This is a genomic window from Methylophaga sp. F7 (genome assembly GCF_056863975.1).
The window spans coordinates 258944-273352 of the sequence record NZ_CM166511.1 but is presented as its reverse complement, the minus strand read 5'-3'; the positions used below and the strand labels follow the sequence as shown (position 1 = coordinate 273352).

Here is a 14409-nt window from a genome sequence, read left to right as displayed (position 1 = left end):
CGGTTTTTTATCTACGTAGTATTACGTATTGTTTTTTTCAACGCTAATAAAGCTGGGACCGATCTATCCTTTCAGTCACTTACCTGAAAGACAGACCGGTCCACTTGTCCCTGCTGTTCGTGACTGTTTACGTTATTAACAAATATGCTCCGCTCAACGTTAACAATGTCGCAAAGGCACGTTGTACGAACAGCCCCAGTTGATCTTTAAAACTGGCAAGGTAAACACCCGTGGCGAGCAGAATCATGGTCGCCATCACCATACCCGCTACAGCTGCCAGGCCATTGCCTGCAGCAACCAATTCCTGACCATGAACAAAGCCATGCAATAACGCAAAGACCGTGGTTAATGTCAGTTGCCAGAATCGATTAATTGAAGTGTTGAGTAAAATCACCAAGCCCATTGCCAACACACTGACTGCAATCGCTACTTCAACAACTGCCAGCCCGGATATCACTGCACCCAGTACCACACCACACAGCATAAACATGACAAACTGCATCGGTACCTGCCATCGTGCAGAAGACTGAGACTTTCCGGCCCAATAACCTACCGCCAGCATCACCAGCAAATGATCAATACCCGTAAACGGATGGCTGAATCCACTGGCAAAGTTAGCCATATCATGTCCGGGATGAGCAAAAGCAATGGCTGGAAAAGCGACTATACCCAGTATCGTTAAAAGCATTTTTTTCATTTCTTTTCCCTCTTGGTTAAACGGTTAATTCAACATCAGTCCCTGTTTTTCAATAAACGCCACAATCTGATCCAAACCGTCTTCCTGCTTAAGGTTACTGAATACAAAAGGCCGTTCACCACGCATACGTTTGGAATCACGATCCATTACTTCCAAAGAAGCCCCGACCAATGGGGCCAGATCGGTTTTATTGATCACCAGCAAATCTGATTTGGTAATGCCCGGACCACCTTTACGCGGGATCTTTTCACCAGCGGACACATCAATCACATAAATAGTCAGATCCGACAGTTCCGGACTGAACGTCGCAGCCAGATTATCGCCACCACTTTCAACAAACACGATATCCAACGGATCGAAACGTTTACTGAGTTGAGCCACGGCTTCCAGATTCATCGAAGCATCTTCGCGGATGGCAGTATGCGGACAACCACCAGTTTCTACACCAATAATCCGATCCGCTGACAACGCTTCATTACGGGTTAAAAACTCGGCATCTTCCTTGGTATAAATATCATTGGTCACCACGGCAATATTGTATTTGTCGCGTAGTCGCTTGCATAAGGCCAACGTTAAGGCTGTTTTACCGGAACCAACCGGACCACCGATGCCAACTCGTAAAGGTTCTTTCATTTTGTTTTTCTCTTATTCATGAACGAAATAAACGGGAATACTGGGTTTCATGTCGACAGCCAGCAATGCTCAGTGCTGGGCAGAAATTCTGTATATCGTCATCGGGTAATTGCATGGCTTGATCGACTAAAGCAGGCAAGGTCATCGCTAACTCTGACAAAATGCGTTGTCCTGCCACCTGTCCCAAAGGCACGGTTTTCATCACCGCACTGACCTGATTTTCCAGAAAAGACCAGGCATAGGCATGCAACATATCGTCAAGCGAAATCTCCCAACACAGGGCGCTGACTGAATAAATAGTCGGAAAAGCCGGTTGTTGCAGGGTGCCGCTTAATAAGACGATTTGTGGTGGCCAGGTAGCTAAATCACGTTGCAACCGCAGTAATGAATAGGCCATCTGCCGCGTTTCAGCCAATGCTTCACTGCTATCGCGACCGGCCTGATAATACTCGTCCCAGTATTGTATCTGTGGACCATCCATCTGCTGCCAGGCCTTATATAACCTCAGCAAAACCGGTAATTCATAGTTTACAAAATAGATCGACAGCACATCGCCTATCCACTGCTTCGATGATTCAATATCGATCACCTCACCGGATTCAATTGCCCATTCCAGTCCCTGTGAATAACTGTAGGCACCCACTGGCAACATTGGGCTGGCGAGTTGTAACAGACGGGAAAGCGACGCTGAACTCATCTTAGTGACTATGTCCATGTGCGTGAACATGATCATGTGAATGTTCATCATCATGATGGTGATGTCCGCCACCGCCAGCATAGGCTCCGGATTCTGGTTCAAAAGGCGCCTGTAATTCTTCAACCTGCACCCCTAACCCCAACAACATATCTTTGAGAACTGAATCCGTTTCCAGCTTCAGCCATCCATCACCAATTTCCAGAGGCACATGACGGTTCCCCAAATGATAAGCTGCTCGGGTTAAAGCCTTTGAAGTGGTAGCAGTTACTTTCATCACGGCCTGATCGGCGGCAATTACTTCAATGATTTCACCACTATCCGCCTGCAGAAAATCACCACCGCGCAAAATCGTTCCACGCTGCATATATAACGCGGCTTCTGCGCCTGATTGCAAAGTCACACGAATACGGCTTTTCTGCCGTAAATCGAAACTCAGACTGACCACATCGGCAATGACCGTGTCGGTATGAATATGATCCAGTTTGGTGGAAATCGATAACATTTTTGAACCTTGCCTATAAATTGCTAAAACAGGAAATAACGCTGCGTCATAGGCAGTTCAGTCGCCGGTTCGCAGATTAATAATTCACCATCTGCCAACACCTGATAGGTTTCCGGATCCACCTCAATTTTGGGCGTAGCATTGTTGAGCACCATATCTTTTTTACCGATATTACGGCAGTTTTTCACTGCCACCAGCGGTTTCTGTAAATCCAGTGCTGCGACCGCAGGATTGGCCAAGGCCGCTTCTGAAACAAAGGTTAAAGAGGTTTTTAAGGCTTTGCCAAAACTGCCAAACATCGGCCGATAATGCACCGGCTGTGGTGTGGGAATTGATGCATTAGGGTCGCCCATCGCTGCTGCGGCAATCATGCCGCCTTTTAATATCAGCGACGGTTTCACGCCAAAAAATGCAGGGCGCCATAACACCAAATCAGCAAATTTACCGGCTTCAATGGAACCGACTTTATGGGAAAAACCATGAGTAATTGCCGGATTGATGGTGTATTTGGCAATGTAACGTTTCACCCGGAAGTTATCTGCATCACCATCACCACGCTCGGCATCTTCTTTCAAAGGACCTCGCTGTACTTTCATTTTATGCGCAGTCTGCCAAGTGCGAATCACCACCTCACCAACCCGCCCCATTGCCTGCGAATCGGAAGACATAATGGCAAACGCACCGGTATCGTGAAGAATATCTTCTGCAGCAATGGTTTCCCGGCGGATACGCGATTCAGCAAACGCCACATCTTCAGCAATCGAAGGATCCAGATGATGGCACACCATCAACATATCCAGATGTTCATCAATGGTATTGATGGTAAATGGTCGTGTGGGATTGGTGGACGACGGAATAACATTCTCGGCTGAGATAGCTTTGATAATATCCGGCGCATGCCCTCCGCCAGCACCTTCGGTATGAAAGGTATGAATGGTGCGATCTTTAAAGGCCGCTATCGTGGTTTCAACAAAACCTGATTCATTCAGCGTATCGGTGTGGATGGCTACCTGAACATCCATCTCTTCGGCCACCGATAAACAATTATCGATAGCAGCAGGCGTGGTACCCCAGTCTTCGTGCAATTTCAGGCCGATAACGCCAGCTTCGATCTGTTCTCTGGCTGGCTCAGGCTGCGACACATTGCCTTTGCCGAAAAAACCCAGATTCATTGGAAAGGCTTCGGCGGCTTCCAGCATCCGGTGAATATGCCATGGTCCCGGCGTACAGGTGGTGGCATTGGTCCCGGTAGCCGGTCCAGTGCCACCACCCAGCATGGTGGTGATCCCAGACATCAGGGCTTCTTCAATCTGCTGCGGACAGATCCAGTGAATATGACTGTCGATACCCCCTGCGGTAAGAATCATACCTTCGCCGGCAATGACCTCGGTACCGGCACCCAATGGTATGGTTACATCAGGTTGAATGTCTGGGTTTCCGGCTTTGCCAATGGCCCAGATATGCCCATCTTTAAGCCCCACATCCGCTTTGATAATACCGGTAACAGCATCGACTATCAGGGCATTGGTAATCACGGTATCAGCAACTTCAACTGAGACTTTCTGTGATTGCCCCATGCCATCGCGGATGACCTTGCCACCGCCGAACTTAACCTCTTCACCATAGGTGGTGAGATCCTGTTCGACTTCAATCCATAATTCTGTATCGGCCAGCCGGATTTTGTCGCCCACTGTCGGACCAAACATTTCGGCATAGGCTTGCCGATCAATTTTCAGACTCATGATAAAGCTCCCATAACTCTGCCGGCAAAACCGTAAACCTGACGCAAACCGGATAATGCAACCAATTCGACGGTGCGGGTCTGGCCGGGCTCAAAGCGGACAGCTGTACCCGGAGCAATATTCAAGCGAAATCCATAAGCCTTTTCGCGTTCAAACAGCAAAGCATCATTGACTTCAAAAAAATGATAATGCGATCCAATCTGCACCGGCCGGTCGCCGCTATTGGAAACATCAATGGTGATCACCTCACGACCTACATTCATCTGTAAATCGCCCGCTTTTACTCGCATTTCTCCGGGAATCATAGTCAGTGTCCTCAGATAATTGGGTTATGCACGGTGACCAGTTTGGTGCCGTCAGGAAAGGTGGCTTCGACCTGAATTTCCGGCAGCATTTCAGCAATACCCTCCATCACATCATCCAATGTCAGTAAAGTCGCACCATAGTCCATTAGTTCCGCAACCGTTCGGCCATCTCGTGCCCCCTCCATAATCGCCGCCGAGATATAGGCAACAGCTTCAGGGTAATTCAGTTTCAGGCCTCGGTCTTTTCGTCGCTCGGCCACCAGTGCCGCAGTAAAAATAAGTAATTTATCTTTTTCTCTAGGAGTCAGTTCCATTGCTTTTTCAACCTTGTTTATCTTTGTCTAGGTAGCCCAAATGCGAGGCCGGATAGCTGATCGCTTGCCATACCACGGACGCAGGCAGTGCCATAATTTTTCAAAATATATTTTGGCTTCCTGGGCACAGGGACCAATATAACGTGCGGTGAATATATCCGGCAGTGCTGAAACGCCATAATCCGCTGAAGAATCAATCTGAATGTCCTGACAGCTTTGCAGGATCTCTGCCGGCGTAATGCCAGCGGCCACCACAAAACTGCCAAAAACCACTTGATTACGTAATCCGGCCATTGAACGCAGTACTCTGCTATCGGGATCCAGTAATGCAGATTCATTCCAGATTAACCTGCCTTCACGTTTAATCAATAACTTTTGACGAAAACGCCCGCTACCCCAACGTTCACCACTGGCCTGCCTGCCCAGGCAAACGACTTCCCAGCCAGCAAATACTGCTGTTTCACTAAGATTAACCTGAGTATTAAGCGCGACATCAGCACCATCAAATACGATATTTTCCTGTGGCAGCCATTCTAATTGGCCATTATCATCAATCGTCATCTCAATCTTCTGACTGGCTTGGCGACCGGCTGATTTATACCATTTGGTGGCACCCGGGGTGGTCAACAGTGCAGATGATTCAGTTTGCATTTGCACCGTCAATTGCAAATTATCGCCACCTGCCACACCCCCGGGAGGGTGGATAATAACGCCATGGGCAGGATTCGCGCCTTCAGGATAGAGGATTTTCTGAATCACCAACGGCCCATGATGCTGACGGCGGGCAAGGATGGTTTTGTTGGAGCGGCTATCGAACAGCAGTTTGAGACTGGCATCCCAGCCAGTCATCAACTGATTAATTACCGGTTTATCAATTTGTTGTGTTAATTCTGAGCGAACATTCATGCCAACACACTCCTTCATGTTGGACATTGATAAGCATATTTGTCTGCCTGGATCTGCTGGTCTTTCATAGCTGCCTTTGTTGTAAACCTGAAATATCAACAGAACCTAATAATATTTGTCTTAAACCGTCAAATATTTCTTTATCGTGTCGGCATCAACGTCGGCTCGCATATCTTCATGAATGAACTTACCTTTTTCAATCACAATAATACGGTCTGCCACTTCCATCGTAAAACTCAACACCTGCTCAGAAACGATAATGGTGATTTCACGCATTTTACGAATTTCATTTAAGACCTTGGCAATATCTTTGATGATTGAAGGCTGAATACCTTCCGTCGGTTCATCCAATAGTAATACTTTTGGATTGGTCACCAAAGCACGGGCAATCGCCAACTGTTGTTGCTGACCACCTGAAAGGTTACCGCCCTTGCGGTGACGCATATCATGTAATACGGGAAACAAGGCGAATATCTCATCCGGAATATGTTTCATTTTCGACACCTGCAGACCGGTTTCGATATTTTCCTGCACCGTTAATGTTGGAAAAATCATTCTTCCCTGTGGCACATAAGCAATCCCATTGGCAACACGGTTGTGACTTTCCATACTGCCAACGTCAGTCCCTTCGATACTGACTTTACCTGATTGACTGGGCAGGATCCCCATGAGGGATTTGAATAACGTGGTTTTACCCATGCCATTGCGTCCCATAATGGCCAGCGTTTCATTTTTAGCGACGTTAAAGCTGATGTCATGAATAACCTGGCTCTGGCCGTAACTTACTTGTAAATTTTCTACTTCAAACATGGTTAATCTCCCAGCTTAAAATCAATGCCCAAGATAGACTTCAATGACTTTTTCATCCGCCTGAACATTGTCCATCGTCCCCTCAGCAAGGATTTTTCCTTGGTGCAGAACGGTGACTTTACGGGCGATTTTTTTCACAAACTCCATATCATGCTCAATCACTATCACGGATCGATTCTGGCAAATCCGGTTGAGCAATTCGGCGGTTTCATCGCGTTCTTTGGCGCTCATCCCGGCGACTGGCTCATCCAGCATCAATAACTCCGGATCCTGCATCAGTAACATGCCAATCTCCAGCCATTGTTTCTGACCATGACTGAGAATCGCCGCTTCAGTCTCAAGAAAGTTTTCCAGCTGGATTTCTTTGGCCACCTCATTAACGCGTTTAATCACTTGTTCAGTGGTCTTGAAAAACAGGCTGCCAAATACCCCACGTCCTTCTGGATAAGAAACTTCCAGATTTTGGTACACCGTCAGGTTCTCGTAGATAGATGGCGTTTGAAATTTACGACCAATACCCGCCCGAACGATTTCATGTTCGGCCATCTTGGTCATTTCTTTGTTTTTAAAATTGATCGAACCGGAACTGGATTTGGTTTTGCCGCATATCAAATCCAGCAAGGTGGTTTTACCCGCTCCGTTTGGGCCGATAACCACTCGCAATTCGTTTTTATCGATATACATTGTTAACGTATCGACTGCTTTGAAGCCATCAAATGAAACCGTGAGATCTTCAATTGCCAGCAAAAAATCTGTTGTAGTCGTCATTATTTAGCTCCCTCGGTGGTGGCTTCAGATTCAATCTTCGTGGCAGATTTCTTTTCTGATTGCACTGGTTTATCAAATAATGGCTTTAGAAACTTCACTTTAGGGGCATATTTGTTGTAAATACCCGCCAAACCATTCGGGAAGAACATCACCACTGCGATAAACAACCCGCCCATCAGGAATAACCATAATTCAGGGAAAGTTTCAGAAAACGCCGTTTTACCGTAATTCACTAGCAATGTACCGTAGACCACCCCCACCAAGGACATTCGGCCACCGACAGCAGCGAAAATAACCATTTCAATCGAAGGCACGATGCCGACAAAAGACGGAGACATAAAGCCTACCTGTAAGGTAAACATCGCTCCACCGATGGCCGCAATGACGGCTGAAACACAAAATACAAAGATTTTGAAGTTCGAGACGTCATAGCCTGAAAAACGCACTCGATCTTCCTTGTCTTTCATCGCCAGAAGCAGTTGTCCTAGTTTGCTGGTGAGAATGAATTTACTCACCATAATGACGCCTAACAGCAAAATGGCATTGATAAAATAAAGGATATATTTAGAAGAATCGGCACGTATATCCCATCCATTTAGGGTTCTCAAATCGGTAATACCATTAATACCACCGGTAAACCCTTGTTGCCCCACAATTAACACCGTTAGAATCACAGCGATAACCTGCGTGATGATGGCAAAGTAAACCCCACCAACCCGACGTTTGAACATCGAATAACCGATGATAAAGGCAAAGATCGACGGCACCAGAAGGATAGCTATCAAGGTAAAGGTGAAACTTTCAAAAGGAATCCAGAACCACGGTAACTCGGTCAACTGATTCCAGTCCATAAAGTCTGGAATGCCTGGTGTAGTCTGAATACTAGTACTTTCTGGGTCAGAGGCTTCGAGTTTCAAGAACATGGCCATCGCATAACCACCCAGTCCAAAAAATATTCCCTGTCCCAAACTGAGAATACCGCCATACCCCCACAACAACACCAGACTGACCGCTGCAAACGCGTAGGTCAGATATTTTCCGACCAGATTTAACCGGAACAAGTCTAGTGCCAGAGGCAACACCACTAAAATCAGCAGTGCCAGAACACCAATGGCAATCGCCCCACTCTTACCACCTAAAAATCGCTCATAGACAAAATTCATCATTTATCTCCTGCTGGTTATTTACGAACTTTGATTGAGAACAAACCTTCAGGACGCATCATCAAAATGATGACCAAAGCCAGCAAGGTAAATACTTTCGCCATAGATCCGCTGATAAAGAACTCCAGAATGGATTGCGCCTGAGCAATGGTGAACGCTGAGGCAATGGTGCCGAACAGACTGGCTGCCCCACCAAACACAACAACCATAAAGGTATCAACGATATATAAAGAACCTGATGTCGGTCCTGTGGACGCAATGGTAGTAAATGCTGCACCGGCGATACCGGCAATACCGCAACCCAGCGCGAAGGTCAATCGATCAACCTGTTTGGTATTAATACCGACGGCACCACTCATAACCCGATTTTGTGTAGTAGCCCGAACATTCAACCCCCAGCTGGAGCGATACATCAGCAAAAACACACCGAGAGTGACCAAGGCGGTCAGACCTAATACAAACATGCCGTTAATTGGAATAAATATCGTTTCTGTTGGCATCCAGGACCCCATCAACCAATCCGGTAAGGCTGGACTGACTTCACGTGCTCCAAAAATTGAACGAAACGACTGTTGCATAATCAGGCTCAGTCCCCAAGTTGCCAGTAAGGTGTCCAGAGGGCGTTTATAAAGATGCCTGATAAGCACAAATTCTGTGATGTAGCCAAATAGCCCGGCTACCAGGAATGAAACTAATATTGCTAATAAAAAGTAGTAATCCATGAATGCTGGAAAATAGGTTTCCGTCACTACGGAGAGAAGGTAAGTTGTGTAGGCTCCCATCGCCATAAATTCGCCATGGGCCATATTGATTACGCCCATTTGTCCAAAAATAATTGCCAATCCAAGCGCCATCAGCAGTAACACACTGAACAGGCTGAACCCGGCAAAGCCCTGCATGGCTAGAATTGAAGTCAATTCCTGTATTGAATACTCACCCATAACGGATACTCCGTAACATTTACTCGTTAATCAAAGGTTGGACAACCTTTCGCTCTTCTGTCACTTGGCAGGCTGGTCAACGACCAGCCTGCTTTTGCGAACGTTCTATTTCGATTTATTGGTAACCTTCTGGGAATGGGTTTGGCTCAATCAGATCAGAGGTATAAACCACTTCTGCCTGACCGTCTTTGTTCCATTTACCGATACGGGTTTTGCTCCATAAATGATGATTAGGATGCAGTTTGACGTAACCTTCAGGCGCTGTAGTCAGCTCGATATCACCTTCTTCAGATGCGGCGACAACTTTATCCACATCAAAACTTCCAGCTTTCTCGACTGCTGCTTTCCATAACCATGGGCCAAGGTAAGCGGCCTGAGTCACATCACCGATAACGCTGTCTTCGCCGTGCATTTCTTTAAATGCTTTTACAAATGCAACGTTGTTCGGATTGTCCTGACTTTGGAAATACTTCATAACAGAGTAGAAGCCTTCCAGATTTTCACCACCGATACCCAACACTTCATCTTCGGTCACCGACAGGGTCAACAGCGTTTGTTTATCTGCTGTAATACCGGCAGCATTCAGCTGTTTGAACCAGGCCACGTTACTACCACCCACAACAGCAGCGAAGATAACGTCAGGCTTTTTCAAACGGATTTTGTTGATAACTGAACCAAACTGAGTATCACCTAAAGGTTTGTACTCTTCACCGACCACTTTACCGCCAAGTACTTTTTCGATGTGGATACGAGCGATCTTCATTGAAGTACGTGGCCAGATGTAGTCCGAACCAATCAGATAGAACGTTTTGGCACCTTTTTCTTCAGCAACCCAGTCCAGACCAGCAAGGATCTGTTGGGTAGCTTCCTGACCGGTGTAGATAACGTTTTTGGATTGTTCCAGTCCTTCATAGAAAGTCGGGTAATACAACAAACCGTTTTCTTTCTCAAAAACTGGCAAAGCCGCTTTACGTGATGCCGATGTCCAGCAACCGAAAACTGCCGCGACATTATCATTCACCAGTAACTTTCTGGATTTCTCAGCAAATGTTGGCCAGTCACTGGCACCATCTTCCTGAATGATCTCAATCTGGCGGCCGAGGATACCGCCACTTTCATTGATCTGTTTGATAGCCAGCTTTTCCGCTTCCTGGGCACCGGTTTCACTGATCGCCATGGTGCCGGTTAATGAATGCAAGATCCCTACTGTTACAGTGTCATCTGTCACTGCAAGTCCGGTTGTGTTGACTTCAGCAGTCGGATAATCCGCTGCCATTGCACTACTGGTAATAAATCCAGCAGCCACCATTGCACTTAACAGTGCTCCGGTTTTACCTAAAAATTTTCGTCGACTGAAGTAACTCATCGTGTATCTCCTGTTAGCAAATTTAGAGTGAACAGCGTTGTTCCGAACGGTTTTTCTTGGCGCTCAATGTCCGAGCATCCAGGGTCTTGCGGTTTTCTTTGTCTGCATCATCAGGCCGTTGGGATTGCTTTTGGCCTGTGCTGCCGTTTTGGCTTTATCCGTGGAATTGGTTTTACACGTGTGCGTTCCTGAGCAACCACAGCTGGAACGTCGCACTTGTTTAGGTTCATGGGCAGACTTTTCATTGCGTTCTTTGGCCACCCGAGTGTTTCGGTCCATCAAGGCGAGATAGGGGGCGGAAATAATCCTCACCGCCATCTCGCCACACTCCACACATTCCACCGAGTCACCGGCTTCGCTCATTTTGCGAAGCGCGGTGAAATCGCCACAATGCTCACATCGGTAGTCATATATCGGCATAACGTGATATCCCGTCTTAAGAAGTCGAACTTAAATCAAAACCCTGGGTGACAAATTGCGATGGGCCATCTGCCGTAGGGTTAATATTGAAATCAAAGATTTCTGTTGGGATCCACAATGTGGCACATGCATTCGGAATATCCACCACACCACTAATATGACCTTGAACTGGGGCGGTACCTAGAATGGATAGTGCTTGCTCACCGGTGTAACCGAATTTCTTCAGATATTCGATGGCATTCAGACAGGCTTGACGATAGGCAACATGAACATCCAGATAATGTTGTTTACCTTGTTCATCGACTGAAATCCCTTCAAACATCAGGAAATCGCTGTAAGTCGGTGTTAAAGGACTGTTTTTGAACAGTGGATTTTTAATACCGTATTTCTTCACGCCATCTTTAATCAGGCTGACTTTGATATCGATATAGCCGGCCATTTCGATAGCACCACAGAACGTGATTTCGCCATCACCCTGAGAGAAGTGAAGGTCACCCATCGATAAACCGCCATCTTTCACATACACCGGAAAGTAGATTTTTGAACCTTTGGTCAAATCCTTGATATCGCAGTTACCGCCATGCTCACGCGGTGGTACGGTACGAGCACCTTCTTTTGCCGCTTTAGACGCTTCATCACCCTTCAAACGGCCCATCACAGCAGCCTGTTCATTAGGTGGTAATGCCAGAGGAGGCACACGATCTGGTTCGGTTGAAATCAATTCAGCTTCACGTTTGTTCCATTCCGCCAACATTTCTTTCGATGGCAAACAACCAATCAAACCAGGATGCATAATGCCGGCGAATTTAACGTTCGGCACATGACGTGAAGTGGTGTAAATACCGTGGAAATCCCAAATGGATTTACGCGCTTCAGGGAAGTGGTCCGTTAAAAATCCACCGCCATTTTCTTTGGAGAAGAAGGCATTAAACCCCCATTGTGAATCTTCAAAAGTGCCGACATCTAAAATGTCTACCACCATCAAGTCACCGGGCTCTGCACCCTCAACACCAATTGGGCCACTGAGATAGTGGACTTGTAACAAGTCCACATCACGAATGTCATTGGCACTGTCGTTGTTACCGATCTGGCCACCGGTCCAATCCATACATTCCACCCGGAATTCATCACCCGGTTTCACCATGGCAATCATCGGAATATCGGGATGCCAGCGATTATGGATTTGACCGTCCTGTTCCCAGGGTTTTTTATCTAAATCAAGTTTTACTAAGGTTTTCATCGGTATCTCCTACGTTGAAGAAACGTTTTGATAGGTAATATTTGGATTAAAATTGCAGCTGCATTGAAACGACGAATTGATCTTGATCCGCTAAACCTTCTCTTTCCAGGTCGCGATAAACGGCGGTAACGGATGCGTTGTAGCCATCAATGAAGTAGTTCACCCCAAAATCTGTACGCTCGGTTTCGCCAGCATCAGAATCAAAACTTTGGTAGCGAACGAATGGCATAAATTGGCCCCAACCAACTCTTTGGTTGAAGATATAGCCGGTACTGACGTAATAGGCTTCACCTTGCTCTGAAAGGAAGACATCATCCGTGTCATAGTCGAAGTAGGCGGCCTCAAGAGATACCGCACCCGCGGCAAGTTTCTTCTCTACCAGAAGATCCACTGTCCATTGAGAGTAATCACCAACTTCAGTTGCTGAAGCTGAACCATCGCCTTTATGACGGCCTGCCAAACCTATAGTGAAAATATCTTTGGTACCGAGATAGTTACCTGTACCGTAATAACCTGGCTCTTTATCCCAGAAGCTGTATTGCAAACGCCCGGCATACATCAGGTCATCGTCTTGATCGGCATTATCGGTAACGTCTCCCACACCACTGAATTCAAAAATCTTGTCGGCTTCAAAAGCACCGAATGAATAAGCCAATCGTTGGTCAAATGCCGTGGCAACTAAAGCCACACCATCATCACGACCGATAGTGCCGCCATTCCAGCCATATCGAGCTGTAATGTTTGCCCAATAACCATCACCTGATGTGTAGTAAGGCCCAGCCATATTGGCGCGGCTGCTTGGTGACAGGAAACGACCTGCCCAAATCGCCATATCTGGGGTAAATTGGAAAATACCGGCAGCGTCAATAATCTGGAAAGAATCATTACCACCTGATTTTTCAGAGTTGAACATACCTTTGATGTATTTATTTAATGAACCTGAAACATACAAACGGGCACTGTCCAGTTCAAAATCATTAGAATTGCCGCCATCATTTGCCGCATCTTCAAGATTGCTATAGCTGCCACGCATACCAAATCCAACACTGACATATTGATCTTCACCAAAGGTAATCGTGCCAGCAGCATGACTAGTTGCCACAGGGGCAAGAGTAGCGGTTGTGGCCAAGGCGACCAGGTATGCGACTTTGTTCATTTTTTTCATTTTTCTTCTCCCGAAAAACTCACCAGAATTAAAGCGTTGTTGTTGAATTCGCCTCGGTGCTCATCAACCATTAAGTTCGAGAGCCATACTAGTCAGCTGGGTCTAGTGCTTAAATACGTCAAATTGCGTACATGGGTTACGTAGGGTTTCAGTTACTCTGAGAACACACTTTCAAATAACAGGTTGTTAAGGAGGAAAAATGAAACGCCAAAGCATTCACGTAATCGGTTCGCTGATTTTGTTCAGCAGCTTGTTAGTTGTTTCAGGTTGTGGAGGAGAATTCAGTTATAAACGAGGCGCTACTGCGACAGATTTTCAAAGTGAAAAAGAGCGCTGTGAATCAGAGTCAGCTTCTGAAAAAGAAATTGATCAGTGTCTGCAGCAGCAAGGCTGGTTAGTCGTTAGTGCAGATAAGCCCTTGATTCCACTGAGTCGTGGTGAAAGCAAAACCATTGCGATAGCGGATGATGCCATGGCAGAAATTGACGATAAACCCGTTGATCCCATGGAAAAATTACAGGTTAATTCATGGTGGCGAGCGGGTGCTGGACCGGAAAAACTAATGAATGACAGTGAAGCCTGCACAGCGGAATTAGGTAAAGAACACTCCCCTGAAGCGAATATGAGTCTGGTTACCCGCGGCTTATTGGGCTGTATGCAGAAAAAAGGCTGGGCTGCCTTGTTACAACAGTAACTGTTGAAAATCACATCTGAATGGCCTGGAGCGGGCTGCATTAGGG

General features: G+C 46.5%; 17 protein-coding genes. 1 reads left to right on the top strand and 16 read right to left on the bottom strand.

All coding sequences use genetic code 11. The features are described from left to right. Nucleotides 1-127 precede the first annotated feature (127 nt). The 16 genes from AC08OG_RS01425 to AC08OG_RS01350 all read right to left on the bottom strand — a co-directional run bounded on the left by AC08OG_RS01425 (nt 128) and on the right by AC08OG_RS01350 (nt 13669). Entirely contained in the window at nt 128-697 is a 570-nt protein-coding gene (locus tag AC08OG_RS01425; RefSeq protein ID WP_482929923.1) for a HupE/UreJ family protein, read from the bottom strand. A gap of 24 nt (nt 698-721) precedes the next feature. Beyond that, nucleotides 722-1330, bottom strand: coding sequence for an urease accessory protein UreG (gene ureG, locus AC08OG_RS01420; protein WP_292403615.1), 609 nt, complete (start codon nt 1328-1330; stop codon nt 722-724). A gap of 16 nt (nt 1331-1346) precedes the next feature. Further along, on the bottom strand, nt 1347-2027 hold the full coding sequence (locus AC08OG_RS01415) for an urease accessory protein UreF (RefSeq protein WP_482929922.1): 681 nt from the start codon (nt 2025-2027) through the stop codon (nt 1347-1349). A gap of 1 nt (nt 2028) precedes the next feature. Next, on the bottom strand, nt 2029-2529 hold the full coding sequence (gene ureE, locus AC08OG_RS01410) for an urease accessory protein UreE (protein ID WP_482929921.1): 501 nt from the start codon (nt 2527-2529) through the stop codon (nt 2029-2031). Between the two features lie 23 nt (nt 2530-2552). Next, nucleotides 2553-4271, bottom strand: coding sequence for an urease subunit alpha (ureC, locus tag AC08OG_RS01405; RefSeq protein WP_292354401.1), 1719 nt, complete (start codon nt 4269-4271; stop codon nt 2553-2555). Beyond that, complete coding sequence (locus AC08OG_RS01400) at nt 4268-4576, bottom strand: urease subunit beta (RefSeq protein ID WP_292354399.1); 309 nt, start codon at nt 4574-4576, stop codon at nt 4268-4270. The genes ureC and AC08OG_RS01400 overlap by 4 nt, the downstream gene beginning before the upstream one ends. A gap of 11 nt (nt 4577-4587) precedes the next feature. After that, nucleotides 4588-4890, bottom strand: coding sequence for an urease subunit gamma (gene ureA, locus AC08OG_RS01395; protein WP_292354397.1), 303 nt, complete (start codon nt 4888-4890; stop codon nt 4588-4590). A gap of 27 nt (nt 4891-4917) precedes the next feature. Next, complete coding sequence (locus AC08OG_RS01390) at nt 4918-5796, bottom strand: urease accessory protein UreD (RefSeq protein WP_482929920.1); 879 nt, start codon at nt 5794-5796, stop codon at nt 4918-4920. Nucleotides 5797-5916: 120 nt separating this feature from the next. Further along, nucleotides 5917-6606: an urea ABC transporter ATP-binding subunit UrtE gene (gene urtE / locus AC08OG_RS01385; protein ID WP_292354393.1), complete on the bottom strand. Its 690-nt coding sequence runs from the start codon at nt 6604-6606 to the stop codon at nt 5917-5919. Between the two features lie 21 nt (nt 6607-6627). Further along, entirely contained in the window at nt 6628-7374 is a 747-nt protein-coding gene (urtD, locus tag AC08OG_RS01380; protein WP_292354391.1) for an urea ABC transporter ATP-binding protein UrtD, read from the bottom strand. After that, nucleotides 7374-8540: an urea ABC transporter permease subunit UrtC gene (gene urtC, locus AC08OG_RS01375; RefSeq protein WP_292403603.1), complete on the bottom strand. Its 1167-nt coding sequence runs from the start codon at nt 8538-8540 to the stop codon at nt 7374-7376. Before urtC ends, urtD begins: the two co-directional genes overlap by 1 nt. 14 nt (nt 8541-8554) lie before the next feature. Further along, a complete protein-coding gene (urtB, locus tag AC08OG_RS01370) occupies nt 8555-9478 on the bottom strand; it encodes an urea ABC transporter permease subunit UrtB (protein WP_292354387.1) in 924 nt (307 codons plus the stop codon). 115 nt (nt 9479-9593) lie between these two features. Next, complete coding sequence (gene urtA, locus AC08OG_RS01365) at nt 9594-10844, bottom strand: urea ABC transporter substrate-binding protein (RefSeq protein ID WP_292354385.1); 1251 nt, start codon at nt 10842-10844, stop codon at nt 9594-9596. Between the two features lie 63 nt (nt 10845-10907). Next, the gene (locus AC08OG_RS01360; RefSeq protein WP_482929919.1) at nt 10908-11264 is read right to left on the bottom strand and encodes an FmdB family zinc ribbon protein; all 357 of its coding nucleotides are present in this window, start codon (nt 11262-11264) and stop codon (nt 10908-10910) included. 16 nt (nt 11265-11280) lie between these two features. Continuing rightward, nucleotides 11281-12504 (bottom strand): formamidase, encoded by a 1224-nt coding sequence (fmdA, locus tag AC08OG_RS01355; protein ID WP_292354381.1) that lies wholly within the window; start codon nt 12502-12504, stop codon nt 11281-11283. Between the two features lie 46 nt (nt 12505-12550). Further along, the gene (locus AC08OG_RS01350) at nt 12551-13669 is read right to left on the bottom strand and encodes a porin family protein (protein WP_292354379.1); all 1119 of its coding nucleotides are present in this window, start codon (nt 13667-13669) and stop codon (nt 12551-12553) included. A 199-nt stretch (nt 13670-13868) separates the two neighbouring features. Here AC08OG_RS01350 and AC08OG_RS01345 point away from each other — a divergent pair, with 199 nt between their 5' ends. Further along, nucleotides 13869-14363: a hypothetical protein gene (locus AC08OG_RS01345; protein ID WP_292354377.1), complete on the top strand. Its 495-nt coding sequence runs from the start codon at nt 13869-13871 to the stop codon at nt 14361-14363. Nucleotides 14364-14409: the final 46 nt, after the last annotated feature.